The sequence below is a fragment of the Actinomadura sp. 9N407 genome (assembly GCF_044326315.1).
Lineage (GTDB): Bacteria > Actinomycetota > Actinomycetes > Streptosporangiales > Streptosporangiaceae > Spirillospora.
On record NZ_JBIRAW010000014.1, the window covers coordinates 185,846 to 208,742 of the forward strand.

Consider the following 22,897-nt stretch of genomic DNA (forward strand, 5'->3'; position numbering starts at 1 on the left):
GCCCGCCGCGGGCCGCCCCCCGAAACGCGAAGCCGGTCAGTCCGCGAGGCGGAAGTCCTGGCCCTCGACGTCGTAGGTGGCCAGCGCCTTGACCTTGCCGTCCTTGTACTCGAAGACCCCCATCGGGCGGCGGGCGACACCGTGCGTCGCCAGGTCGATCTCGAGCACGCCCGCCGTGCCGGCGTCACCGCCGTAGACCGAGGCGAAGGCGGGGTTCTTCTCCAGCGCCGCCTTGAGCTGCGAGCTGTCGTCCGGCTTCCCGCCGGCCGCCTTGACCCGGCGGATGAGGTCCCAGATCATCAGGGTCTCCTCGTACGCGTTCGCCGCGTAGAAGTCCGCCGGTTCGCCGTACGCCTTCTTGTACGCGTCGGCGAAGAGCTTGGCCAGCGGGTTGGACGGCGCGGACGCGTCGAAGTAGTCCATCGCGAACGTGAAGCCGTCGGCGTCGAGCACGCCCTTGGACGACTTGACCGCTTCCTGCGTGAACTCGATGCCGAGCAACTGGCTGTCGAGCCCGGCGCTCTTCGCCTGAGCCGCGAACGCACCCGGCGCCGCACCGCCGAAGGCCACCCAGAGCAGGTCCGGCTGGTTCTTCTTGACCTTCGCGATCATGCTCGCGTAGTCCTGCGAGCTCGGCGCGACGGTCTCCCACAGGCCGTTGAAGGTCAGGCCGGCGGCCTCGATCTTCGTCTTCATGTCCGCCTGGATGGCCGCGTTCAGCGGGCCGAGGTCGACGCCGACCAGGCCGACGGTCTTGCCCTTGGGCCGGGTGCGCTTGAACCACTCCAGGGCGCCGGGCACCGCGTCGGACGGCGCGACCTCGCGGGTGCCGTAGAAGTACTGCGTGCCCTTGGTGAAGACCTGGGCGCCGCCGACACCGTCCAGGCTGAGGATCTTGTTCTTGTCGGTGTCGCCCAGCATCGCGCCGAGGCCGTCGCCCATCGAGGTGATCTTGGCCGGAACGCCTTCGGCCGCCAGTTCCGACGCGGCCTGCTTGGCGGCGACGGGATCGGGGCCCTTGATGTCCTTGACGCTCAGCTCGATCGTGGGCCCGCCGGCCGCCTTGATCTGCTCGATCGCGAGCTCGATGGCGTTCCGCATCGACTCGCCGTTGCTCGCGGACGGGCCCGACAGGGTGAGGGCGGCACCGAGCTTGAACGTGACGTCACCGCCCAGGCCGGTGCCGGCCGGGAGCTTGAGGACCTTGACGAGGTCGGCGGCCTGGGCCTTGGCGTCCGCGGCGGTGACGCCCGCGTCACCGGTACCGCAGGCGGTCAGGGTCGCGGCCGCCGTCAGCGTGGCCAGGAGGGGGGCGATCAGCCGCCGACGGCGGAGATGGCTGGGTGGGGTGGGCATCGTTCGTCTCCGTTCGCTCCGTATTGATCACTACATTGATTGGAGTGATCGCTACAGGGACGCGAGGTGACCGTACCCATGATGTGATGGTCGACACAACCCCCACCGAGCCCGGGTTCGCGGTGAGCAGGAAGGATGTGCGGATGCGGAAGACGGCACGGCGCCACCAGCAGGGCGAGGAATCGAGGCTGCGGATCCTGGAGGCCACCCTCGCCATCGCGGCCGAGCGCGGCTACGACGGCACCTCGATCGCCTTGGTCACGGAGGCCACCGGGCTACCCCCCAGCTCCGTCTACTGGCACTTCCGCAACAAGGACGGGCTGCTCGCCGAGACCCTGGAGTTCAGCTACCGGCGCTGGCGGGAGACCGCACCGACCTGGCAGGGGCGGGTCGGGATCTCCGACCCGGCCGAGGAGATCCGCGACCGGCTGCAGCGCGCCTCGCGCGCCATCACCGACAGCCCGGAGTTCTGGAGCCTCGGCCTGATGCTCGGCCTGGCCAACCGTCCGAAGGAGCCGGCGGCACGGCGGCGCTACATCGAGGTCCGCGCCGAGACCCGCGATGCCATCCGCGACTGGTGGGAGCAGGTACTGCCCGCAGATTCCCCCGAACAGGCACGGGACGTCGCCGACCGGCTGGCCCGGTTCCATCTCGCCGTCATGGACGGGCTCTACGTCGGCGTCCGATCCGGCCGGGGCTGGAACCTGGAGCGGCTGGTCGACCTGATCGCCGCCGGCGTGCACGCGCAGGCCGTGACCTGGCTCGCCGAGGCGGCGTGAGCACGATGCCGTCCACACCGTCCACCCGCCGCCCCGACGACGACCGGGAGATCTCCCGGGTCCGCATTCTCAAGGCCGCCGCCGAGATCGCCGCCGAGTGCGGCTACGAGGGCACCACGATCTCGCGGGTCACCAAGCGGTCCGGATTGCCGGCCAGCTCCGTCTACTGGTTCTTCCGGGACAAGGACCACCTGCTCGCCGAGGTCGTCCGGCACAGCTTCGAGCAGTGGATCTCCGCCGAGCCGCGCTGGCAGCGCGATCCCCGCGACGAGCGCTCGCTGGCCGAGGGACTGCGCGCGATCCTCTCGCGGTCGGTACGCACCCTGCCCGCAGCCCCTGACTTCCTCCGCATCGGGCACATGCTGCTGCTGGAGTCCCGCGAGGTGGAGGCGGAGGGGCGCCAGTACTTCCTGGCCACCCGCGACTCGGTGACCAACAGCATCGCGGCCTGGTTCACCTCGTACTTCAGCACCGAACTGCAGGCCCGCCACCCCGAGCTCGCGATGGACCTGGCCCGGATCGTCGTGGCCTCCACCGACGGGCTCTTCCTGGCCCACCAGGTCGGCGACACCTGGGATCCCGACGACTTCATCACGATCATCGTGACCATCGTCGAGCAGGCCGTCGCCGCCGCCTGACCGGCCCCGCCGCCGCCCGGCCGGGCGAATCTCCCGGGTCTCACGGGAACGCGACGGTTGTCACGCCGGGGTCACTCATGGCAGTCTCTGTAGTGATCACTACAGGGAGGAGTCCTGTCATGCCCCTGACAGCCAACGGAGCCGGTACGCCGGTCCTCGATCAGGCCCGCTTCCGGAACGTCCTGGGCCACTACCCGACCGGCGTCGTCGTAGTGACCGCGCTCGACCAGGCCGGGACCGCCATCGGCATGACCGTCGGCTCGTTCACCTCGGTCTCGCTGGACCCGCCGCTGGTGGCCTTCCTGCCCGACAAGAACTCCAGCTCATGGCGGGCGCTACGCGAGTCGGGGGAACGGTTCTGCGTGAACGTCCTCTCCGCCGACCAGGAGGATGTCTGCCGTGCCGTGGCGATGCGCAAGACGGACAAGTTCCACGACATCGGCTGGCGGCCCTCCCCCGCCGGCAACCCGATCATCAACGGCGCGGTCGCCTGGATCGACTGCGTCACCGAGCAACTGCACGACGCCGGAGACCACCACATCGTCATCGGGCGGGTCGTCCACCTGCAACTGGGCGACGGCGACACACCCCTCCTGTTCCACCGAGGCGCCTACGGCACGATCGCCGCACCGGGCAGGTAACGCGCTCGCGCAGTGGCTGAGGCACTCATTCTCGGCGATTCATTCGTTGACACGAATATTCTCCATAGTGAATACTTGTCCTCATGGACGCACTCCTTACCGCTCTGGCCGACCCGGCTCGGTGGCGGCTGGTCAGCCTGCTGGCCGAGCGACCCCGGCCGGTCGGGGTCCTGGCCCAGCTCGCCGGGGCGCGCCAGCCGCAGACGACCAAGCACCTGCAGACCCTCGAACGCGCCGGCGTCGTCACGTCCCAGCGCACCGGCCAGCGCCGCATCTACGCGCTGCGTCCCGGCCCCCTGCGTGATCTGGCGGCTGAGCTCAACCGGCTCGCCGACCAAGGCGGTGCGCCGCGCGAGACGTACGACCGCTACGGGCGCAGCATGGACCTCGAACGGCTCGCCGCACAGGAGCCGGGGTGGGCCGACGGCCGCTCGTTCAGGTTCCTGCGTTCCCTGACGGGACGCCCCGAGCTGGTCTGGCGGCACCTGACCGAGACCTCGCTGCTCGCCCGCTGGTGGACGCCCGACGACCTGCGCGTCTCCGAACTCGTCTTCGAGGCGAGGCCGGGCGCGCGGATCGTCCAGGAGTACCGCGACGTCGAGGACACCGACGGCTCCGACCAGGTCGCCGGGCGCGCGGAGGGAGTCGTCGAGGACGTACGCCCCGGCGAGCGGCTGGCCTACCGGCTCTCCCCGCTGGGTCCCGACGGCGGCCCGGCCTTCACCGCCCACGTCGACCTCACCCTCCGCCCCGGCGACGCCGGCACCGAACTCGACGTCCACTTGCGGCTCACCGACAGCACGGTCGAGTCCGCGGACTTCATCGCGGGCATCGAGATCGGCTTCGGCCAGAGCCTCGACAGGCTCGCGGCGACCATCGCCGCCGATTCCTCCAGCACCGACAACACCGACACAGGGAGTACGAAATGACGGAGCAGAGCACCGGCCGCCGGGTGACCGCGAACATCAACCTGTCCCTCGATGGCCGGTACAACGGCCCTGGCGGGGCCGGTGACCTGGGCGCGATCGTCCCGTACGCGACCACCGACGTCGCGCGCGACCACCTCACCCGCATCTGGGAGAGCGCGACGACGGCGCTGCTCGGCCGGGTCAACGCCGAGGGGTTCCTGGGATTCTGGCCATCGGTGGCCGCGGACGAGACCGCCGACCCGCGCGATCGCGGATACGCGAAGTGGCTGGTCGACGCGGAAAAGGTGGTCTTCTCCACCACGCTGACCGAAGCGCCCTGGGAACGCACCCGCGTGGTGAACGCTCCCGTCGCCGACGTCGTCACCGACCTCAAGGCCACCGGTACGGGCGACATCCTCGTCAACACCAGCGCGAGCCTCATCAAGGCGCTCCTGTCGGCCGACCTCCTCGACCGGCTCTACCTCATGATCACGCCCGAGATCGCCGGGGTCGGGGAGCGGCTGTTCGACGACGGTCTCCCGGCGACCAAGTGGACGCTCACCCAGCAGCAGGCCGGCCCATTGGGCGAGCTCACCATGGTCTACGACCGGGCCCGCTGAGCCGTCCGATCACTCCTTGCTCTGCAGCCGGCCCAGCGGGTCGGGGTCCCCCTCCAGTGCGGTGACCGCCGCCTTCCAGCTGATGTCCCCGGGGTTGAGGGCGCTGCGCAGGAAAGCCGTGCTGAGTTGCTGGATCAGAGCGACGCGCGCGGGGTTCTCGTCCGTCGTTTCCGCGACCTTGTACCCAGGGATTCCTCCAAGCGAGTGCTCCGCGCCGAACAGCGTGAGCAGGCTCTTGCTTCCCGGGCTGTAGGCGTAGGGGTCGGTGAACCAGTCCGGGCCGCGGGTGGACAGCGCGGACTGGTCGCGGTCTCCGGCGACGATGAGGGCCGGCGGGGTCATGGCGTCGAAGGACGGCCTCATGAAGGAGAAGTTCTCGACGGCGAAAGGCGTCAGGTCGTCGCCCAGTCCGGTCAGAGCGAGCAGCACAGCCGCCTTGACCCGGGGGTCGGACATGTCCTCGCCGGGCACACCGTCGGAGTCCAGGACGCGCGCGCCCAGCAGCGTGCTCGCCGTCTGGGCTCCCCAGGAGTGGCCGGCCACGGCGATGCGGCTGCGGTCGAGGCGCCCGGCGAGGCCGGGCACGGCGGCTTCCAGAACGTCGAGCCCGTCCAGCACCCGCGTGAGGTCCTCGATGCGGATGCGCCAGATCCGCGGCGTACGGGGGTCCTCGGGTAGAAGGCCGAGCGTCCTGGAGTCGAGGTGGGTGGGCTGCAGGACCACGAAGCCGTGCGCGGCCCAGAAGTCCGCCAGCGGCGCGTAGCCCTTCATCGACCCGCCGAAGCCGTGCGAGAAGACGATCACGGGTAGGTCGCCGCCGGTCGCGGGTGCGGACACGCGGACCTGGAGGTCCTCGCCCCGGCCCGGGGCGGGCAGGACGACCGGCCCCGCGGATACCACCAGAGTGGGCGCAGCCGCGGTCTGCTGCGCGTTCGCGGTGTTCAAGTCGGACATGACGTGCCTTCCGATAGACGGACGGGGCCCGATCTGCCACCATGGACAAAACGGAACCGTGCTCCGCTAACAATACGGAGCAATGTTCCGCTTTGCAAGTTCGGTCATGGCAGGCCCGGTCATGGCAGGTTCGGTCACGGAAGGAGTGCCGGTGGTGAACGACAGCGGCCAGAGCGCGGGAAGCGCGGCCGGATCCAAGCGCAAGGACGCCCGGCGCAACCAGCAGGCTCTCCTGGACGCGGCCGCCGCGGTCTTCGTCACCTCGGGAGTGGAAGCACCGGTACGCGACATCGCGGCCAAGGCCGGCGTCGGGATGGGCACGATCTACCGCCACTTCCCCACCCGGGCGGACTTGATCATCGCGGTCTTCCGCCACCAGGTCGACGCCTGCGCGGAAGCCGGGCCGGCCCTGCTGCAGTCCAGCCCTACACCGCACGCCGCCCTCGGACAATGGGTCGACCTCTTCGTCGACTTCCTGGTCACCAAGCACGGCCTCGCGGCCGCACTGCAGACCGACAACGCCGGCTTCGAGACGCTGCACGCCTACTTCCTCGACCGCCTGCTGCCGGTGTGCACCCAGCTGCTCGACGCTGCCGCCGCCTCCGGCGAGATCCGTTCCGGCCTCGACCCGTACCAGGTCATGCGCGGCATCGGGAACCTCTGCATCGGCGCCGACAGCGACCCCCGCTACGACGCGCGCCAACTGGTGGCGATCCTCGTCGCGGGACTACGCCGATGAGCGGGCCGCTACCTCAGAGGTCCTGGGCGCCCGCGCGGGCATCGGCCTCTTCCTTCGTACGAAACGCGGCCTCCCAGGCGTCATAGTCGGCGGCGTCCAGGGCACATAGGCCCGCCTGGTGCCACCCGTCCATGCCACGCTCCTGCCCGAAGCCGACCGTGTCGAAGAGGTCGAACGCACCCGTCGCGACCGCTCCGAGGCGCGCGAGCACGGCGTTGATCGGCCAGTTCTCGCGCGGTCCCGCAACGAGTTCAGCGTGCTCGGGACCCCAGGTCTGAAGGCCGTTCTCCCACAGGGCAGCGGCCTGGGTTCCGGCACCACCGAAGAACTCCGCCTCCACGTAAGCGACACGTCCGCCGCGTGACCAGTCCGCCAGCCTCTCGGCGAACGCCGGGGACATGAGCATGAACGGCCCGCCTCCCTGCCGCTCGTCGGTCAGCTCGTCGAAGATCTCGTCGGTCACCGGCAGCAGCCCCAGCCGTTGCCAGAGCGGCACGACCACAGCTTGCGGCAGACCGTCCGACAGCGATCGGAGGCGGTCGAAGTCACCGACGACACCCTGGAGCACGTACGACATGCCCGCACCCTAGAACGGGCAGCAGCCCGGAATCACCGTTCTATGCCTGCGGGAACGCCGAACCATCGCCGTACGGCGGCCCGAAGCGACTCTCGCTCTTGCGCATCGGGGTCAGGTGATGACGTCGCCCAGGCCACGTAGCAGTCCGGCCGCAGGAGCAGGCCGGTGGCCGCAGGAGACGGGGAACGTGCGGTGATGGTCTCGACCTGGTCATCGCGGTCGGCCAGCGTTCCGGACAGGGAGGCGTTCTCGGTCAGGTCGAGCAGCAGTGGACGCGCGGCTCTGGTCAGCTCCGCCAGCCGTACCGTTCCGGCCGGGGTACGCAGCTCCATGTCCGGGACGAATCGGCCGATGAGCGGATGCGCGTCATTGATCCCCATGTCGTAGCGGATGTCGGCACCCGCGGTGAGGTCGGCGAGGTGCTGGACGGTGTCCCGGTAGCCCAGGAGTTCGGTGAACAACTCGCGCAGGGCGGTGACGTCATCACCCGGGGCCGTCAGCGCGGCCTGCGCCTGGGCGTTGACGATCATGCGGCGGGCGGCCTGCCGGCGCTCGGTCTCATAGCTGTCCAGCAGTCCGGCGGGTGCGCCGCCGCGGATCTGGACGGCGAGCTTCCAGCCGAGGTTGGTCGCGTCCTGGAGTCCCAGGTTGAGTCCGGGCCCGCCGCCCGAGGCGTAGACATGCGCGGCGTCGCCGATCAGGAAGACCCTGCGGTCGGAGAATCGCTCGGCCACCCGGGTGTTGCCCCCGGCCAGCCGGCGCAGCACGTGCGGGTCTTCGCCGGAGGGCGACCCGAGTGGCAACTCCGCGTCCAGAACGCGGCGGACGCTCGCCCGCATCTCCTCAAGACTCATCGCGGACGTGGTCTCGGGACGGTCCCACTCGACGGTGCTGATCAATGGCGGGTGGCCGGGGAACGGCGCGTAGGAGAAGCCGCCGTGTTCGGTACGGTGCGGCAGGAACGGCATGACGGCCCCGTATCCAGGCACGTTCAGCGCACCGGTCGCGGGGTCGATCCAGTCCGCCGGGACGGTGGCATGGGCCGTCCGCGTGGTCGTCCGGTCATAGCTGATCCCGGGGAATCCGATTCCCGACAGCTTTCGGGTGAGGCTGTGCGCGCCGTCGGCGCCGATGAGGTACCGGGCCTGGAGCCGGTACGGCGCGTCCGGGGCGGCCACTTCGACGGTGACCGCTTCGTCGTCCTGCGACAGGCCGACGACCTGATGCCCCCGCCGGATTTCCACGCCCAACTCCAGGGCCCGTTCCTCCAGGACCTGAACGATGTGGCGCTGCGGCGCCGGAAGGGTATGGATCGGGCTGGCGTCCGGCAGGCTCAGGTCCATGCCCATCGCGGCGAACATGAAGTACGCCGAGTTCGGCTGCGGCGGCCCCGATCCACCGCTGAGGCGCTCGTACAGGCCCCGGTGGTCGATCATCTTCACGACCTGCCCGAGCAGGCCGTTGGCCTTCGGCTCCTCGCTCGGCTCCAGCAGGCGTTCCAGCACGATGGGCCGTACACCGGCCAGGCTCAGTTCGCAGGCCAGCATCAGCCCGTTCGGGCCGCCTCCGACGATCACGGCATCGGCGAGCATGGGCGTCCTCCTTGAAGATGGACAAGATGAGACATGGACGAAAACGGGCATGACCGACCGGCCGGACGGCGGCCCGGCATCAACGGTGGGTAAGTCGTGTCAGGGAGCGGGCAGGCCGGCGGCGATCTGCTCGAACACCTCACGCAATGTGGGGACGAGCGGAGCGGGCGGGTCGGTGCTCAGGCACCGCGTGACGGCCACGGCACTGCCCGCGCCGACCACTGCGGCGACCAGTTGCGGGTACACGTCACGGGCCACATCGGTGCCGGTGCGCTCGGCGATCGCCGCGGCCAGCTCGTCCTGCGCGGCCGCGTTCGCCTTGGCGACCTCGCCGTGCAGCGCCGGTTCGGCCAGCATCAACCGAAGCCCGTCCCGCCAGCGATCGTCGCCGACGGAGTTTCCACTTGGCTGCTCTCCCGGCCCGAACTGGGCCTGTGCCGCGATGACGATCGCGTCCCAGAGAGGCTCGGAGGCGGGCCGCGCACGCAACTCGTCGGCGATCGCCAGCATGCGATCGAGATGCCTGGCGGCGATCGCCTCGGCCTTGTTGGCGAAGTAGTTGCCGAAGGTACGCACCGACACGTTCGCCGTGGCGGCGATGTCGTCCACGGTGACGTTGTTCCACCCACGCTCCACGCACAGGCCGATCGCCGCCTGGCTCAGCGCGGCGCGCGTCTCCCGCTTCTTGCGCTCACGCAGCCCGATCCGATCGTCCCCACCAGCCGTCATACGGACCACCGTAGCAAAATTTGCCGATCAGGCAAACATGCAGATTCGGCAATAACGCCAGATCAGTCGTCACAGGCGATACCGTCGCCGTCGCGGTCCAGGTCGTAGATGTCCGAACCGACGATGCGAACGGGCCCTTGCGCATAGGTTGGGCCGTTTCCGCTGCCACCCGCGCAGTCGACATCACTCGCGACCGGCACGCAGGAACCGCTGTAGTTCGGGTCGCACCGTGACGCCTGCTTGGTACCGACGGCGACGACCCGGGCGACCGGAGCCTTGGTCACCACCTGACGTACCAGCTTTCTGCCTGTCCGTACGCCGTCGGTGAAAGTGACTTCGTACGTGAAGGTCCTGACACCCGCGACCCCGCGACTTCTCACCTTGCTCTTGCCTTCGGCAAGTCCGCGGTCGCTCACCTTCTTGGTCTTGAACGGAATCGCCTTGGTCTCGGTGACGATGCGCTTCTCGACCATAGGCGAGGACGCTGCGGTGCTCGCAGGCGTGGACGGCATCGCGCTCTCTGAGCCTGCCGCCGCGGGCGTTGCGGTCGGCTCACACTTGGCGCCAAGGGTGAGGAGAACACCGACCACCACTATGGCCGTAACGGAACGTTTCATCATTTCCCCTCTCCACGTGGAGAGCATGTACCGGTCGGCCTCGATTGGACAGGGAAATGACGACCTTGTTCTGAAATACGGCCAGTCCAGGCCAGTAGAGACGATCCCCTGCGGCATAGAGCTCATCAGGATTCATAAAGTTCAGCACTACCATTTCCCGCAAAAAACTGGTGGGTGGTGGCGATGACCGAAGCTCGTCAGCGCCGTCTCCCTGGCCACCGAGCAGGGTTCTGACGGCCCGCGCTGGAGCGGGCCGACGCGGCCCAGGCCTCCTCGTTCCTGGTCTCCGCGCCTGGCCGCCGCGCGCCAGGACGCGCGAATGCCCTGGGCGCGCTATGGGGGTTCTGGCATGATGCATCCCGAATGGTCGCGTGCAGGATGACGGCAGCTCGTGGTGGATGACGGCAGCTAAGGGTTCGGATCATGCGAAGTCGCCAGTTCGGCAAAGGTCAGCGGCATGGCCGTTCCAGGAGCATCGCGGTCGTCGCGGTCATCGCCGCGATGGGGTTGCTCGGGTCCGGCTGCTCGCTGGAAGGCCTCAACCCGATCGCGGAGCCCACCCGGGAGCTCCCGCCGGACCCGTCGTCGCCGGATGGCCTGCCGATGTCGGTGAACGGCATCTGGGAGGGCACGTACACCTGCAACCAGGGACTCACGCGGCTGCATCTCACGCTCACCCACACCTCGGGCGAGAGGATCGCCGGCATCCTCCGCTTCTCGGCCGATCCGAGCAACCCCACGGTGCCCACGGGTTCCTACAACATGAGCGGGACCCTCGCCGGCGGTTCGCTGCGACTGGACGGCGACTCCTGGATCAACAGGCCGGGCGTCTACCAGATGGTCTCGCTGAGCGCACAGCTGTCACCCGCTAAGCCCGATCAGATCCAGGGCGACGTCAGCGGTACCGGCTGTTCGACCTTCACCGTCCAGCGCAACTGAGGCGGAGCGCCTGCCTTACGTTGACTCGTGGCGTGTTCGCCTCCACAGGCGAGGCCAGGGGCGAACATGCCACGAGTCAACGTTCTAGTCGTACGAGGCGATGGTGCGGGCGTGGGCTCCGAGGACGTGCGCGAGCAGTGCCGGGGGGCGCGTGCCGTCGCCGCCGTCCGGGAGCACCTCGGGGGTGAGCGTCCAGTCCATGCCCACCCACGAGTCGCCGATCGGGCCGGGGCTGGACGGAAGGTTGTTGCAGGACTGCTGGATCCGGATGGCGCGCACGGAGTCGCCGACCGAGGTGTCGGTCTCCACCAGCAGCACCGGCATACCGACCAGCGGGCCGTCCTCCACCAGGCGGAGCAGTTCGTGCGCCTGGTCGCCGTTGAGGGCGGCGCCGGCGTCCATGATCACCACGAGCCGTACCGGGGGGCCGCCGCCCGGCCCGGCGAGCTGCTCGTCCGGGCCGCCGATCCGGCGCAGGTCCACCAGGTCGAGCAGCCGCCGGAGCCGCTCGGCCGCCGCCGGTCCGGTGGCCACCCCGCCGCCCAGCAGCCGGCCGTCGCCGGCCGGGTCGAGCGTGTTCAGCCAGCCGGCGCCCGACAGTCCCACCGCGTCGATCACCTCGAGGCCGACCAGCCCGGGCGGTACGGCGGCCATGAACCGGGTCACCAGCGACCAGGCGTAGGCGGCGGCGTCTCCGGGCACCGTGCCGCGCCCGATCCACACGCCGCGCCGCCAGGGCACTCGCAGGACGAGCGGTACCCGCAGATCGGGCAGTTCGGCGGTGGACAGCCGTCCCAGCAGCACTCCTTCGGCCAGGTCGGTACGGGGCAGCCAGGTCAGCCAGGAGGGCGCGTCGAACGGCGCCGCCTCAGCGGTGACGTGGGGCTCCACCCGGGCCATCTCGTCGCGCAGCTGTGCGGTATCGGCGCGTAGCCGCTGGTCGGCCGCCGCCATGAGCTGGTCGAACCGCCCGCGCGGCGCGCGCCCGGCGACCTCGTCGTTGCGGATGTTGAGCGCGTGGTCGGTGGACGCGCGGAACGCGGCCAGCGAACGGCTCGCGTCCTCCCAGACCATCCAGCAGCGTTCCAGGTAGCCGACCTCCGTGGACGACGGTGCCTGCGGTACGGGCGGCGCCTGCGGCAGAGGCGGGAGGTGGGGCCGTCCCGGCGGCGCCCCTACGGCAGGGCCGGGAGGTGGGGCGCCCATGCCGGCTTCCGCCTCGCCCGGGTCGTCCACCTCGACTCCGTGCGCCTCGACCAGCTCGGACAGCCCGCCGGCGTACCCCTGCCCGACGGCGCGCACCTTCCACCGGTCGGCCCGGCGGTAGATCTCGAACCCGAGGATCGCCTTCTCCGGGCCCAGCCCTGCGACCGTGTACAGGGCCATCGTGTCGCCACTGGCCGTGGTCAGCTGGAGCTGCGGTGCCGGCACCGCCCCGAACGAGACCCCGCCCCCGGTCAGGCTGACCGCGATGAGCACCGCCTGGACGTCCGCGGGAACGGCGTCCAGGTCGAGGTCGACGCGCTGGCGGCCGCCGCCGTCGGTCCAGCGCACGCCGGGTGCCTCGGGGGCGTTGAAGAACACCAGGTCGGCGTCGGTACGTACGCGCAGGTCAGGCCCCACCAGCAGGGCGCAGACGTCCACGGGCACGGCGCAGGAGACGGTGGCGGTCACCTGGCGTGCGGGCAGCGGGGTATTGGCACCGCGCAGGAGTTCGAGCATCGGTCAGGCCAGCGCGGCGATCGTCGGCAGCATGTCCTCGAAGGTACGGCCGTGGCACGGCTCGCCGACGGCGTTCATCTTCCATCCGTCACCGTGCCGGTAGAGCCGGGCCATCACCATGGCGGTGTGGGCGCCGCCGCCCGTCAGCGTGTACCGGGCCAGCTCGCCGCCGTCCATCTCGTTGACCACCCGGCAGAACGCGTTGTCCACCTCGTTGAAGGTCTGCCCGTTGAACGAGCTGACGGTGAACACCAGCGAGGTGACGTGCACCGGCAGCCGGGCCAGATCGACGATCACCGACTCGTCGTCGCCGTCGCCCGCGCCGGTCAGGTTGTCGCCGGTGTGCCGGACCGAGCCGTCGTCGCTGACCAGCTTGCCGAAGTAGACGACGTCGGCGATGCGGCCGTCGGCGAAGAGCACGCAGGAGGCGTCCAGATCGATCTCTCGCTCCCGGGAGCCGAAGAAGCCCTGTTTGCGCACCGCGTCCCAGCCCAGGCCCATCCGGACCATGCGCAGCTCTCCGCCGGGCTTCTCCAGCGAGATCCGCTGGCCCTTCACCATCGAGACGGTCACAACCGTCGCCTCCTCGTGTTCCTGTGCCGCGCGCTCCCGAGAGCGGCGCCGGCCGACGGCATCCCGATCACCACAAAGGCAAGCTCACCACAAAGGCAAGCAAGGTGCGACGAAAGCCTTGCAGCCCGGCACCCGGTTGTCACCCCGTTCGCAACTGATGTGGCCGAGTCCCGGGCAGCGGCGCCCTGCGGCCTGGCCATGGTTACGGCAGGTGTGGTTACGGCAGGTGAGGTGTCGGAGCGCTTGGTAGTGCCTGCACTACTACGCATGGGCCACTGGCTGCATGGTGAGCGGCCGGCGATCTCCATAGCGTCGGGGGACCGTCGAATTCACCCGACGCGAGATTCACCCGGCCCGAGATTCGCCTGGTCCGAAATTCGTCCGGCCCGAAAACAGAGCTCCCGGAAGGCAGTCGCCATGTCAGTCCCCCCGCCCGAAGACGCCGTCAGCGTCGAACGTGTCAGCAAGACGTACGGAGACGGGCAGTCCGTCGTGGCGCTGGCCGAGGTGGACGCCCGGTTCCAGCGGGGAACGATGACGGCGGTAATGGGGCCGTCCGGTTCAGGCAAGAGCACGCTGCTGCACTGCGCGGCCGGCCTGGATCGCCCGACCTCGGGACGGGTCCGGATCGGTGCCACCGATCTGTCGTCGATGTCCGAGAAGCAGCTGACCAAGCTGCGCCGCAGCCGGGTCGGCTTCGTGTTCCAGGCGTTCAACCTGGTGGGCGCGCTCACCGTGGAGCAGAACATCCTGCTGCCTTCGCGGCTGTCGGGCAGCCGCCCGGATCCGGCGTGGGTCACCGAGGTGGTCGAACGGGTCGGACTGGGGCAGCGGCTCCGGCACCGGCCGACGGAGCTGTCCGGCGGCCAGCAGCAGCGGGTGGCGATCGCCCGCGCACTCGTCACCAGGCCCGAGGTGATGTTCTGCGACGAGCCCACGGGGGCGCTCGACACGCAGTCCGCGGCGGAGGTGCTGACGCTGCTCCGCTCGGCGGTCGACGAGACCGGGCAGACCGTCATCATGGTGACCCACGACCCGGTCGCCGCGTCCTATGCCGACCGCGTCATGGTCCTCGCCGATGGCCGGATCGTCCGGGACATGCCGCAGCCCGGCGTCCAGCGGATCGCCGAGCAGCTGGCGATGCTCGGCCGCCGGCAGCCCGTCGCGAGCCGGGAGGGCTGAGCCGTGCTCGGACTGGCCGCGCAGATGCTGCGCTTCCGCAAGGGCAGTTTCGTCGCGACGTTCATCGCGCTCGCCGCCGGCGTCATGGTCCTGACGGTGTGCGGGATGCTCGTGGAGTCGGGGCTGCGCTACAACGGGCAGCCGCAGCGGTACGGCGGCGCGCTCACCGTCGTCGCCAAGCACGACATCACGATCCAGGGTCCGGAGAGGTTCGGCGAGCGCGAGAGCGCCACGATGGCGCTGCCCGAGCGCGGCCGCGTCCCGGAATCGCTGGTCGGCAAGGTCGCCGCGGTGCCGGGCGTGGCGAGCGCGGTGGCGGACCGTTCGATCGCCGTCGCGGCGGCGGCCGCGCCGAAGGTGCCGGCCATGGGCCACGGCTGGGGTAGCGCGGCGCTCACCCCGTACAAGGTGGTGTCCGGTACGGCGCCGCGGATCGAGGGTGAGATCGCCGTCGACGAGCGGCTCGCCACGGCGGGGAAGCTGCGTCCCGGCAGCGCCACGGCGATCCTCACCGGCGGGACCGTTCAGCAGGTCCGGGTGAGCGGCGTCGTGAAGGCGTCCGGTACGAGCGGTCCGCAGGCGGCGCTGTTCTTCACCGACGCGCAGGCGGCCCGGCTGTATCCGCGTCCGGGCCACGTCGACGCGATCGGCGTTCTGCCCGCGAAGGGCGCCGACCGGGACGCCGTGGCCGCCGCTGTCGAACGCGTCGCGGAGAGTGCGGGGGCCAAGGCCTACACGGGAGACGAGCGGGGGCTGGCCGCGCAGCCGGAGGCGGCCGCCGCGAAGAGCTTCACCCTGGAGGCCGGCGGCGCGTTCGGCGGCTACGCCGCGCTGATCATCGGTTTCGTGGTCGCCGCGACGGTCGGCCTTTCGGTCCGGCACCGCCGCCGCGACTTCGCCCTGCTGCGGGCGATCGCGGCGACCCCGGGCCAGGTACGGCTGCTGATCCTCGGCGAGGTGGGCATGCTCAGCCTGCTCGCCGCCGTGGTGGGCGTCCCGATCGGCCTGCTCGCCACCGTATGGCTGCGGGACCAGCTGGTGACCCGCGGGTTCGTCCCGGAGAGCTTCACCATGAGCGGCGGGTTCCTGTCCTCGCCGGCGGTGACCTTGGCGGTGGCGGCCGTCGCGCTGCTCTCCGCCTGGATCGCGGCGCGGCGTACGACGCGGATCCGTCCCACCGAGGCGCTCGGCGAGGCGGCCGTCGAGGCGACCCTGGGCGGCAAGGTCCGGATCGTCGCCGGACTGGCGTTCCTCGGCGGCGCGGTCGTCCTGATCGTCCTCACCGGCAGCACCGGCGGCCAGACCGCCATGGGCGCCGCCGTGGGCATGCTCTACACGTTCGTGCTGGCGGTCGCGCTGCTCGCCCCGTGGATCAACCGGGCCGCCGCCATGGTGCTCGCCCCGGTCCTGCGGGCCGTCTTCGGGACGAGCGGTTACCTGGCCGCCGCGAACCTGCGGGCGAACGCGCGCGGCATGGTCGCCGTCCTGACCGCACTGGTGCTCTCCGTCGGGTTCGGCGGCACCATCTGGTTCCTGCAGGACAACCTGCAGCGCCAGACGGTGATCCAGAGCGAGCAGGGCACGCTCGCCCAGCACTCGCTGGTCGGCGGCGCCGGCCTGCCTGCGACGGCCGCCGCGCAGGCCCGGCAGATCCCGGGGGTGGTGGCCGCGACCGGGGTCCGGCGCACGTCGGTGCTCGTGCCCTTCATGAGCGAGGCGATGGCGGTGGTCGCGCAGGGCATCGACCAGCAGGGCGCGAGCCGGACCATGGACCTGAACGTGACGTCCGGGAAGATCGATGATCTGCGGGCCGGCACCGTGGCGGTGTCCTCCTCGCAGGCCGACACGTCCGGCTGGAAGGTCGGCGGCACGGCCAAGCTGTGGCTCGGCGACGGCACGCCGGTCAGCCTGAAGGTCGTCGCGGTCTACGAGCGGAGCTTCGGTTTCGGCGACGTCACGCTGAACAACGAGACGCTCGCCGGCCACACCGCGACCGGCCTCGACGACCACGTGCTGATCCGCAGCGCTCCCGAGGCCAATGTGGGGCCGGCCCTGGCGAAGCTCGCGAGCGCGTACCCGGCGAGCACCGTGACCGGCAGCGAGCAGTTCACCGGCGAGCTGGCCAAGGACCTGGCGATCAGCTCCTGGCTCAACAAGCTGCTGGTCGCCGTGCTGATCGGGTACGCGGTGCTCGCGGCTGCGAACACCCTGATCATGGCCGCCCTCGCCCGGACCCGGGAGCTGTCCCTGCTGCGCCTGGTCGGGGTGACCCGCGGCCAGGTGAGGCGGATGGCCCACGCCGAACAGGCCGCGCTGCTGGGCGTCGCGCTCACGATCGGCATCGCGATCGCGGCGGTCACGCTGTCCTCGATCGTCAACGCCATCGCGGGGCAGCCCGTCCCGTACGTACCGGCCCTCGGCTGGGTCATCATCATCGGCGGCACCATCGCGCTCGCGCTGGTCGCCACGGTGCTGCCGATCGGCCGGCTCCTGCGTACCCCACCCGTCGAGGGCATCGGCATCCGCGAGTAACCCCTCATGTTGACTCGTGGCGTGTTCGCCCCCGGCTTCGCCCGTGAAGGCGAACACGCCACGAGTCAACCTAGGTTCTGGCGGGGCGGTGTCCGGGAGCTCGGGTGCACGATCGATTCATGATCACCGCGTCGGGCCGCGAGGTGGTCAACCGCGGCTCTGGGTGCTCTCCAAATAGCGCAGGACGGCGGTGACCCTGCGGTCGGCCCGGTCGGTGGGCGCCAGGTCGAGCTTGGCGAAGATGCTGCGGATGTGCTTGTGCACGGCGCCCTCGGTGACGAACAGCCGCTCGGCGATGGCCGCGTTGCCCAGGCCCTCCGCCATCAGGGCGAGTACGTCGCGTTCCCTGGCGGTCAGCCGTGCCAGCCCGCCGTCGGGACGGGATCTCGTCAGCAGCTGCGCGACGACGTCGGGATCGATGGCCGTACCGCCCCCGGCCACCCGGTGCAGGGCGTCGAGGAACGTCTCGACGCGGCCGACCCTCTCCTTGAGCAGGTAGCCGAGCCGGGCGGTGCCGCTCGCGAGCAGTTCGGTGGCGAACGCCTGCTCCACGTAGGCGGACAGGACGAGCACGGCCAGGCCGGGACGGCGGCGCCTGGCCTCGACCGCCGCCTTGATCCCCTCGTCGGTGTGCGTCGGGGGCATCCGGACGTCGACGATGGCGACATCCGGGTCATGCCGGTCCACGGCCGCCAGGAAGGAATCCGGGCCGTCGGTGGTGGCCACCACGTCCAGGGACTCCGCGCGCAGCAGCATCGCGACCCCCTCGCGCAGCAGCGGGTCGTCCTCCGCGATCACGATCCGCATGGCAACTCCATCTCGAGAACGGTCGGGCCGCCGGGCGGGCTGGTCACCGTGAGCGTGCCGTCGTGGGCCTCGATCCGGCTACGGATGCCGGCGAGCCCGGACCCTTCGCCCGCGTCCGCACCGCCGACCCCGTCGTCCTCGATCCGCAGCGACAGCAGGCCGCCGTGCGTCCGTCCGATCACGGAGGCGTTCGTGGCCCGGCTGTGCCGGGAGATGTTGGTCAGCGCCTCGGCGGTCACGAAGTAGGCGGTGGCCTCGACGGAGACGGCACACCGGCCGGGCAGGTCGACGTCCGTCCGGCACGGTACGGCGCAGTTCGCGGCGAGCCCGGCGAGCGCGCCGGCGAGGCCCCGGTCGGCCAGGACGGGCGGCAGGATCCCGCGCACGACCGTACGGAGTTCGGCGAGGGCCGCTTCGGCCGCGTCCTGGGCCTGCGCGAGCGCGGCCTCGGCGGCGGCCGGGTCGCGCGCCAGCGCGCGGCGGGTCGCGCCGATCAGGACGGTGACGGCGACGAGCCGGTTCTGCGTCCCGTCGTGGAGGGAACGCTCGATGCGCCGCAACTCCGTCGCGTGCGCGTCCAGAGCCGCGGCTCGGGTCGCGGAGAGCCGCGCGACCTGCATCGAAAGGTCGATGTCGGGCGGGGGTACCAGCAACCGCCGTCCAGGCCACGCTTGCAGCCGGGCCATTCCCGGTCCGAGGACCACGAAGGCCGCACCCAGCAGCAGGCCGAAGAACAGGACGCCCAGGGCGTCGATGTCGTTCCGTACACTCCAGAACACGAAGTTGGGGCTGGACTCCTCGGGGGGCAGCACCCGCCACCACAGCGGGTACGTGACGTCCTGCACGGCCTGCATCGCCAGTGTCGCCCCACCCCCGCCGAGGGCCAGGCCCAGCGTGCCGTGTGCCGCCAGCCAGCGCAGTTCCCGCCGGATCACCGGATCGGCGAGGGCCATCCGCACCTGGGGCGGCGCCGGTCCCATCGCGATGATCTCGGGGCCCCACCGGGACAGCCGGGCGCGCTCGCGCTCGGCCGGGGCCCGGATGAGCCGGGGCAGCGTACGCGCGAGAAGCAGGCCGACGCCGACGGCGCACAGGAGCGCGACCAGGACGACCCAGGCCAGCACCATGAACGCCAGCAGTGCCGTGCCGAGGCCGCCGACGAGGTGTTCGAGCGCGTCCAGCACGGCTCGGGCACGCTTGAGGGCGCTCGCCCGCCCGGTCCGCCTGGTGAGAGTCACCTGGCGGACCCTAGGGCAGCGAGTCGATCTTGTCAGACCGTTCCGGCCTGGGAGTACAGCCTGCTGTACCAAATCCGGCGGGGTGGCTGGATTGTCCCGATACATTCCCGTCCCTAGCGTGGGTTCGCTCGAACCCACCGAGGAGGACGACCGTGCCCGACCCCGACGCCCACTCCCGGCCGTCCTCCGAGCCCCCGCCCGCAGGGAACGGCGCCGTACGGCCGGTGCTGTGGGTCGTGCTGGCGATCAGCGCCGCGGGCAACATGGTCGTCTCGACCAGCGGCCTGAACATCATCGGCAACATCCTCTTCGGGATCGTCACCCTCGGCTGCGCCACCGCACTGATCGTCCAGCACTACCGCACCCAGCGGCCATAGGTCCCGATCGACGGGCAAGGGGCGCGTGGAAACAGGGTCGCGCGGAAGCCGCCGTGACAGACAGCGCACCCGCGATCGACCGTGACGTCCCGCAGACGGCCAGGATCTGGAACTACTGGCGCCAGTTCCTGCAGCGCGCCGTCCACCATTGGAGACCACTGTGATCTGATCGACGAATGCACCTGGAGCATCTGGACGGAGCGGGCACGCGGGATCGCCTCGGCGAGATCGAAACCGTGTACGCCGAGGCGTTCCCGCGCTCCGACCTCGGCGACTGGCGGGCCCGCACGGGACGCCAGATCACCTTCTCGGGTTTCGAGGCGGTGACGGCCCGCCTTGACGGCGCACTCGCCGGCTTCGTCTACGGCCTGCCGCTGTCGGCCCGGTCGTCCTGGTGGGAGGGACTGGAGCCCGTCCCACCTCCCGACTTCATCACCGAGACCGGAGCGCGGACGTTCGCCGTGATCGACCTGGCCGTGCGGCCCGTCCACCGCGGCCAAGGCATGGGGCGGCGCCTCCTGGACGAGCTGCTTGCCGGACGCGCCGAGGAACGGGCCACGCTCGCGACCGCACCCGACGACCGCGATGTCCAGCGAATGTACCGGCGGTGGGGGTGGAGGCACGTTGGACGGACGCCTGGACAGCCTGGTGAAGCTGAAGCAGCGTTCGAGATCTACGTGATCGACTTGCCGCGGGACGCGGCCAGCAGCTCCCGATAGCCGACGACAACCGGCTCGGTGCGGCTGCGCTGGGGGACGGCCTCGGCGACCTGACGGGCCAGGCTGCTCACCATGGCGGTACGGTGCTCGGCCGGGTGGGCCTCGTAGACGCTGTGAGCGAGCCGGACCCCCTCGCTCACGTCCCCCTCGCGGACATGGCCGGACGCCCGCAGCAGACCGAGCTGCGTGTGCACCCGAGCATCAGTGGACGGCACGAGCGCCTTGGTTCGCGCGACCGACTCCTCCAGCCGGACACGGTCACCGACATGGGCGTACACCCACGCCTCACTGTGCCGCACTCGATCCTCGGCCCACCCCCTGACCGACCGTACGTCGGTGGCCGATACGGGCAGTGCCTGGAAGATCTCCTCGCAGGTCCGCAGCTCTGCCGCCGCCTCCCGGGCGCGGCCCTCCAGCGCGAGCAGCTGCGCCCGCACCGTGCCCACGATGGCCAGGCCGCGGCAGGGGGCACGGGGAGAGCGCTCGATCAAATCTCCGGCCTTGCGCAGCAGGACCGCTACCGGGCGATGCTCATAGAGACCGTGGGTGAGACGCTCCCCGGCGATCCACAGGCCGAGGTCGATGTCCCCGGATGAGTCCGCCGCGTGCTGGGCTGTGATCCACCAGTCCCGCGCCAGGCGAGGCTGCCCCGCATTGCACAGCGTCTTGGCCATGAGCAGAGCGAGGCCGCCGGCCACCCGGCACCAGTCCGCGTGCAACCGCCCACGGGCGTGGCGCGCAGCGATCTGCTGTACCGCCACCAGGTCGGCGGCCAGGTCCGGCAACAGCCGGTGCGGGGGAAGCAGCAGATAGCTGTAGCCGTACTCGGCGACCGCCTCCTCCCACTCGTCCAGGTGGCTGTCCTCGTCACGGGCCAGGGCCCGGTCGACGCCGGAGCGGATGCACTGAAGGGCTTCGACCGCCGGGGAAGACGTGGCCCCGAGCGTGGCCAAGGCCTGCAGCAGCCGGCGTCGTTGCATCTCGTCGTCGTCCTCAGGGATCGGGTGCGCCTCGCTGTCCACGTTAGCCGCCCGGCCACCACTGCTCGCCGCTGCCTGAGCGAGGGCGATCAGCTCGCCGTCAGCCCCGAGAGCGTCGTCGACGCTGGCGGCTACTTCGGCGGACGGCACGCGCAGGTCGCGCGAGAGCCGCGACAGGTAGCCGTCGGTGTGGTGCACGATCCCTGCCAGTGCGCGCAGCGATATGTCGCGCTCGGACAGGAGGGCTCTCATCGTCTCGCAGAAGGTCGCCATGAACGATCCGTCCGCCAGGGGCCGCCACGTGCTGCCAATGCTGCCTACCTGCCTGTTGATACGGGCAGCAGACAGCATCTTCCACGCTAGCCCGGACGCCGCTTGCATAGCCGATGAACAGCAAAGCGGCCCCGGACTGGTGGGCTAACACCAGGAACCCGGGGCCTTGACCGGAAAGTTGGTTCCGGCCCAATGGCAGATGTTACGACCTCCGAGCGGCGGCTCGCCGCGCTCGGTGCGCACCTCGGCTCCCGCAGGTTCGCCATCGACCTCACCGCGCTCGGGCTGACCGTGACGGCCCCCAACGCCGCCGACTACTGCCACGTGGCGTGCGCGTCAGAGACGATCACATGCCGCCCGCGTCCCGATGACGGCGACCGGATGTGGTTCTACAACGGCTGGGGAAAGCCGATCGCGGAAGCGGACAAGCTCGTCGATGCCGCCGTGGCCATCAAGGGGCACCTGGCCAACTGTTGCGTGCCTGCATGGCGATCAGGGCTGGAGCCGGGCAGTGAACGCGGTAGCGCCGCGGACGGCGGCCAGCGTCGACATCGATCGCGTGGTGGCCGAGTTGCGCCGCCGCTTCCCCGGCGTGCGCACGTGGTGGGGCCAGGCCACGAAGCAGTGGTGGGCGCTGACCCGCGACCGGTTCGGCGCCGACCGCCTCATCGACGCCGACAGCCCCGCCGAACTCGGCCGACGCCTGGAGCGCCTCGGCGTCCGTACCGCGGCACCTGCCCTGGCGCCCCCCATGACCAGCGCGGCGGCCGCCCCGGTCCGCCCCACCCAGATCTCGGCTCCGGAGGTGCGCGCAACCGGAGCCGTTCAGTCCATCCGCGCGCAGGAGGTTCGCATGACCATCGCGACAGAGCGGACGGCACAGGTCGTCCGGGATCCGCGCACACTGATCCCCACCTGGGCGTTCAGCCTGCTGGCCCAGGACTTCCGCAAGAAGCACCACGTCTCACACGCCTACGCCGAGCGCGTCGTCGGCCAGCTGCTGGTGTTCCTGAAAGCTGCCGGCCAGATCCGCCGCGAAGCACGCCGCGACCCCGCCGGCTACGTCAGGCTCGTCCCGAGCAGGCCCGTCGACGAGGCGTGGCACGCGGCGCTCCAGCGGACCGAGGTGTACCTTCCGGTGAGTCTGGCCTTCGCGGGCTCGGTGATCCACCACCGGCCCGTGATGGACGACGACATCGCCTCCGGGGCCGCGCTCGCGCGCACCATCCCGTACCTGCACCGTACGGGCCTGCGTGTCGATCCGGAGTTCTGGAACGAGGAGTCCGGGTCGTCGTGCTGCCCGCCCGAGTGCGCTAGCCAGGGCGGCGTATTCCTCGGCTCCTGGGAGGGCCGGATCCCCGGCGGGCCGCTGACCATCGCGTTCTGACCGAGTCCGAACGATAGG

The 22,897-nt window shown here is 70.7% G+C and carries 23 protein-coding genes; 12 read left to right on the plus strand and 11 right to left on the minus strand.

Annotated elements, in window-relative coordinates:
• Nucleotides 1–36: 36 nt before the first annotated feature.
• Nucleotides 37–1,356 (minus strand): ABC transporter substrate-binding protein, encoded by a 1,320-nt coding sequence (locus ACH34Q_RS23390; protein ID WP_395985157.1) that lies wholly within the window; start codon nt 1,354–1,356, stop codon nt 37–39.
• Nucleotides 1,357–1,499: 143 nt separating this feature from the next.
• Here ACH34Q_RS23390 and ACH34Q_RS23395 point away from each other — a divergent pair, with 143 nt between their 5' ends.
• From ACH34Q_RS23395 to ACH34Q_RS23415, 5 genes are all read left to right on the plus strand, one after another.
• Entirely contained in the window at nt 1,500–2,135 is a 636-nt protein-coding gene (locus tag ACH34Q_RS23395; protein ID WP_395985158.1) for a TetR/AcrR family transcriptional regulator, read from the plus strand.
• A gap of 5 nt (nt 2,136–2,140) precedes the next feature.
• On the plus strand, nt 2,141–2,773 hold the full coding sequence (locus ACH34Q_RS23400; protein ID WP_395985186.1) for a TetR/AcrR family transcriptional regulator: 633 nt from the start codon (nt 2,141–2,143) through the stop codon (nt 2,771–2,773).
• A gap of 119 nt (nt 2,774–2,892) precedes the next feature.
• Nucleotides 2,893–3,414 carry a flavin reductase family protein gene (locus ACH34Q_RS23405; protein ID WP_395985159.1) on the plus strand — a complete coding sequence of 174 codons (522 nt, stop codon included), beginning with the start codon at nt 2,893–2,895 and terminating at the stop codon, nt 3,412–3,414.
• An 83-nt stretch (nt 3,415–3,497) separates the two neighbouring features.
• Entirely contained in the window at nt 3,498–4,343 is an 846-nt protein-coding gene (locus ACH34Q_RS23410; protein WP_395985160.1) for a metalloregulator ArsR/SmtB family transcription factor, read from the plus strand.
• On the plus strand, nt 4,340–4,942 hold the full coding sequence (locus tag ACH34Q_RS23415) for a dihydrofolate reductase family protein (RefSeq protein WP_395985161.1): 603 nt from the start codon (nt 4,340–4,342) through the stop codon (nt 4,940–4,942). Before ACH34Q_RS23410 ends, ACH34Q_RS23415 begins: the two co-directional genes overlap by 4 nt.
• Before the next feature lie 9 nt (nt 4,943–4,951).
• Here ACH34Q_RS23415 and ACH34Q_RS23420 read toward each other — a convergent pair whose 3' ends face one another.
• Entirely contained in the window at nt 4,952–5,896 is a 945-nt protein-coding gene (locus ACH34Q_RS23420; protein ID WP_395985162.1) for an alpha/beta hydrolase family protein, read from the minus strand.
• A 154-nt stretch (nt 5,897–6,050) separates the two neighbouring features.
• On the opposite strand from ACH34Q_RS23420, the gene ACH34Q_RS23425 reads away from it, so the two are divergent.
• Nucleotides 6,051–6,635 (plus strand): TetR/AcrR family transcriptional regulator, encoded by a 585-nt coding sequence (locus tag ACH34Q_RS23425; protein ID WP_395985187.1) that lies wholly within the window; start codon nt 6,051–6,053, stop codon nt 6,633–6,635.
• Nucleotides 6,636–6,648: 13 nt separating this feature from the next.
• On the opposite strand, the gene ACH34Q_RS23430 is transcribed toward ACH34Q_RS23425, so the two are convergent.
• The 4 genes from ACH34Q_RS23430 to ACH34Q_RS23445 form a co-directional block, all read right to left on the minus strand.
• The gene (locus ACH34Q_RS23430) at nt 6,649–7,212 is read right to left on the minus strand and encodes a hypothetical protein (RefSeq protein WP_395985163.1); all 564 of its coding nucleotides are present in this window, start codon (nt 7,210–7,212) and stop codon (nt 6,649–6,651) included.
• A 32-nt stretch (nt 7,213–7,244) separates the two neighbouring features.
• Nucleotides 7,245–8,804, minus strand: coding sequence for an FAD-dependent monooxygenase (locus tag ACH34Q_RS23435; protein ID WP_395985164.1), 1,560 nt, complete (start codon nt 8,802–8,804; stop codon nt 7,245–7,247).
• A 99-nt stretch (nt 8,805–8,903) separates the two neighbouring features.
• Nucleotides 8,904–9,533 (minus strand): TetR family transcriptional regulator, encoded by a 630-nt coding sequence (locus ACH34Q_RS23440; RefSeq protein WP_395985165.1) that lies wholly within the window; start codon nt 9,531–9,533, stop codon nt 8,904–8,906.
• A 62-nt stretch (nt 9,534–9,595) separates the two neighbouring features.
• A complete protein-coding gene (locus ACH34Q_RS23445; protein WP_395985166.1) occupies nt 9,596–10,006 on the minus strand; it encodes a G5 domain-containing protein in 411 nt (136 codons plus the stop codon).
• 567 nt (nt 10,007–10,573) lie between these two features.
• Between ACH34Q_RS23445 and ACH34Q_RS23450 the strand changes: the two genes are divergently transcribed.
• Nucleotides 10,574–11,089: a hypothetical protein gene (locus ACH34Q_RS23450; RefSeq protein WP_395985167.1), complete on the plus strand. Its 516-nt coding sequence runs from the start codon at nt 10,574–10,576 to the stop codon at nt 11,087–11,089.
• Nucleotides 11,090–11,173: 84 nt separating this feature from the next.
• Here ACH34Q_RS23450 and ACH34Q_RS23455 read toward each other — a convergent pair whose 3' ends face one another.
• A complete protein-coding gene (locus ACH34Q_RS23455) occupies nt 11,174–12,811 on the minus strand; it encodes a TerD family protein (RefSeq protein WP_395985168.1) in 1,638 nt (545 codons plus the stop codon).
• A 3-nt stretch (nt 12,812–12,814) separates the two neighbouring features.
• Nucleotides 12,815–13,384, minus strand: coding sequence for a TerD family protein (locus ACH34Q_RS23460; RefSeq protein WP_395985169.1), 570 nt, complete (start codon nt 13,382–13,384; stop codon nt 12,815–12,817).
• Nucleotides 13,385–13,801: 417 nt separating this feature from the next.
• On the opposite strand from ACH34Q_RS23460, the gene ACH34Q_RS23465 reads away from it, so the two are divergent.
• Both ACH34Q_RS23465 and ACH34Q_RS23470 read left to right on the plus strand, forming a co-directional pair.
• Nucleotides 13,802–14,566, plus strand: a complete 765-nt coding sequence (locus ACH34Q_RS23465) for an ABC transporter ATP-binding protein (protein WP_395985170.1) — start codon at nt 13,802–13,804, stop codon at nt 14,564–14,566.
• 3 nt (nt 14,567–14,569) lie between these two features.
• A complete protein-coding gene (locus tag ACH34Q_RS23470; protein WP_395985171.1) occupies nt 14,570–17,098 on the plus strand; it encodes an FtsX-like permease family protein in 2,529 nt (842 codons plus the stop codon).
• A gap of 147 nt (nt 17,099–17,245) precedes the next feature.
• Here ACH34Q_RS23470 and ACH34Q_RS23475 read toward each other — a convergent pair whose 3' ends face one another.
• Complete coding sequence (locus tag ACH34Q_RS23475) at nt 17,246–17,905, minus strand: response regulator (RefSeq protein ID WP_395985172.1); 660 nt, start codon at nt 17,903–17,905, stop codon at nt 17,246–17,248.
• Entirely contained in the window at nt 17,893–19,143 is a 1,251-nt protein-coding gene (locus ACH34Q_RS23480) for a sensor histidine kinase (protein ID WP_395985173.1), read from the minus strand. Before ACH34Q_RS23480 ends, ACH34Q_RS23475 begins: the two co-directional genes overlap by 13 nt.
• A 152-nt stretch (nt 19,144–19,295) precedes the next feature.
• Here ACH34Q_RS23480 and ACH34Q_RS23485 point away from each other — a divergent pair, with 152 nt between their 5' ends.
• A complete protein-coding gene (locus tag ACH34Q_RS23485) occupies nt 19,296–19,520 on the plus strand; it encodes a hypothetical protein (protein ID WP_395985174.1) in 225 nt (74 codons plus the stop codon).
• A 176-nt stretch (nt 19,521–19,696) separates the two neighbouring features.
• Nucleotides 19,697–20,239, plus strand: coding sequence for a GNAT family N-acetyltransferase (locus tag ACH34Q_RS23490; protein WP_395985175.1), 543 nt, complete (start codon nt 19,697–19,699; stop codon nt 20,237–20,239).
• Here the strand turns inward: ACH34Q_RS23490 and ACH34Q_RS23495 are convergent.
• Nucleotides 20,194–21,492: a hypothetical protein gene (locus ACH34Q_RS23495; RefSeq protein WP_395985176.1), complete on the minus strand. Its 1,299-nt coding sequence runs from the start codon at nt 21,490–21,492 to the stop codon at nt 20,194–20,196. The two genes, ACH34Q_RS23490 and ACH34Q_RS23495, sit on opposite strands and share 46 nt — an antisense overlap.
• 511 nt (nt 21,493–22,003) lie before the next feature.
• Here ACH34Q_RS23495 and ACH34Q_RS23500 point away from each other — a divergent pair.
• On the plus strand, nt 22,004–22,879 hold the full coding sequence (locus tag ACH34Q_RS23500) for a hypothetical protein (RefSeq protein ID WP_395985177.1): 876 nt from the start codon (nt 22,004–22,006) through the stop codon (nt 22,877–22,879).
• Nucleotides 22,880–22,897 lie beyond the last annotated feature (18 nt).

What these genes read in the sequence shown, in the direction of transcription:
- ACH34Q_RS23390 (WP_395985157.1), bottom strand. Translation starts at nt 1,356, where the DNA reads ATGCCCACCCCACCCAGCCATCTCCGCCGTCGGCGGCTGATCGCCCCC.
- ACH34Q_RS23395 (WP_395985158.1), top strand. Translation starts at nt 1,500, where the DNA reads ATGCGGAAGACGGCACGGCGCCACCAGCAGGGCGAGGAATCGAGGCTG.
- ACH34Q_RS23400 (WP_395985186.1), top strand. Translation starts at nt 2,141, where the DNA reads ATGCCGTCCACACCGTCCACCCGCCGCCCCGACGACGACCGGGAGATC.
- ACH34Q_RS23405 (WP_395985159.1), top strand. Translation starts at nt 2,893, where the DNA reads ATGCCCCTGACAGCCAACGGAGCCGGTACGCCGGTCCTCGATCAGGCC.
- ACH34Q_RS23410 (WP_395985160.1), top strand. Translation starts at nt 3,498, where the DNA reads ATGGACGCACTCCTTACCGCTCTGGCCGACCCGGCTCGGTGGCGGCTG.
- ACH34Q_RS23415 (WP_395985161.1), top strand. Translation starts at nt 4,340, where the DNA reads ATGACGGAGCAGAGCACCGGCCGCCGGGTGACCGCGAACATCAACCTG.
- ACH34Q_RS23420 (WP_395985162.1), bottom strand. Translation starts at nt 5,896, where the DNA reads ATGTCCGACTTGAACACCGCGAACGCGCAGCAGACCGCGGCTGCGCCC.
- ACH34Q_RS23430 (WP_395985163.1), bottom strand. Translation starts at nt 7,212, where the DNA reads ATGTCGTACGTGCTCCAGGGTGTCGTCGGTGACTTCGACCGCCTCCGA.
- ACH34Q_RS23435 (WP_395985164.1), bottom strand. Translation starts at nt 8,804, where the DNA reads ATGCTCGCCGATGCCGTGATCGTCGGAGGCGGCCCGAACGGGCTGATG.
- ACH34Q_RS23440 (WP_395985165.1), bottom strand. Translation starts at nt 9,533, where the DNA reads ATGACGGCTGGTGGGGACGATCGGATCGGGCTGCGTGAGCGCAAGAAG.
- ACH34Q_RS23445 (WP_395985166.1), bottom strand. Translation starts at nt 10,006, where the DNA reads ATGGTCGAGAAGCGCATCGTCACCGAGACCAAGGCGATTCCGTTCAAG.
- ACH34Q_RS23450 (WP_395985167.1), top strand. Translation starts at nt 10,574, where the DNA reads ATGCGAAGTCGCCAGTTCGGCAAAGGTCAGCGGCATGGCCGTTCCAGG.
- ACH34Q_RS23455 (WP_395985168.1), bottom strand. Translation starts at nt 12,811, where the DNA reads ATGCTCGAACTCCTGCGCGGTGCCAATACCCCGCTGCCCGCACGCCAG.
- ACH34Q_RS23465 (WP_395985170.1), top strand. Translation starts at nt 13,802, where the DNA reads ATGTCAGTCCCCCCGCCCGAAGACGCCGTCAGCGTCGAACGTGTCAGC.
- ACH34Q_RS23475 (WP_395985172.1), bottom strand. Translation starts at nt 17,905, where the DNA reads ATGCGGATCGTGATCGCGGAGGACGACCCGCTGCTGCGCGAGGGGGTC.
- ACH34Q_RS23490 (WP_395985175.1), top strand. Translation starts at nt 19,697, where the DNA reads ATGCACCTGGAGCATCTGGACGGAGCGGGCACGCGGGATCGCCTCGGC.
- ACH34Q_RS23495 (WP_395985176.1), bottom strand. Translation starts at nt 21,492, where the DNA reads ATGGCGACCTTCTGCGAGACGATGAGAGCCCTCCTGTCCGAGCGCGAC.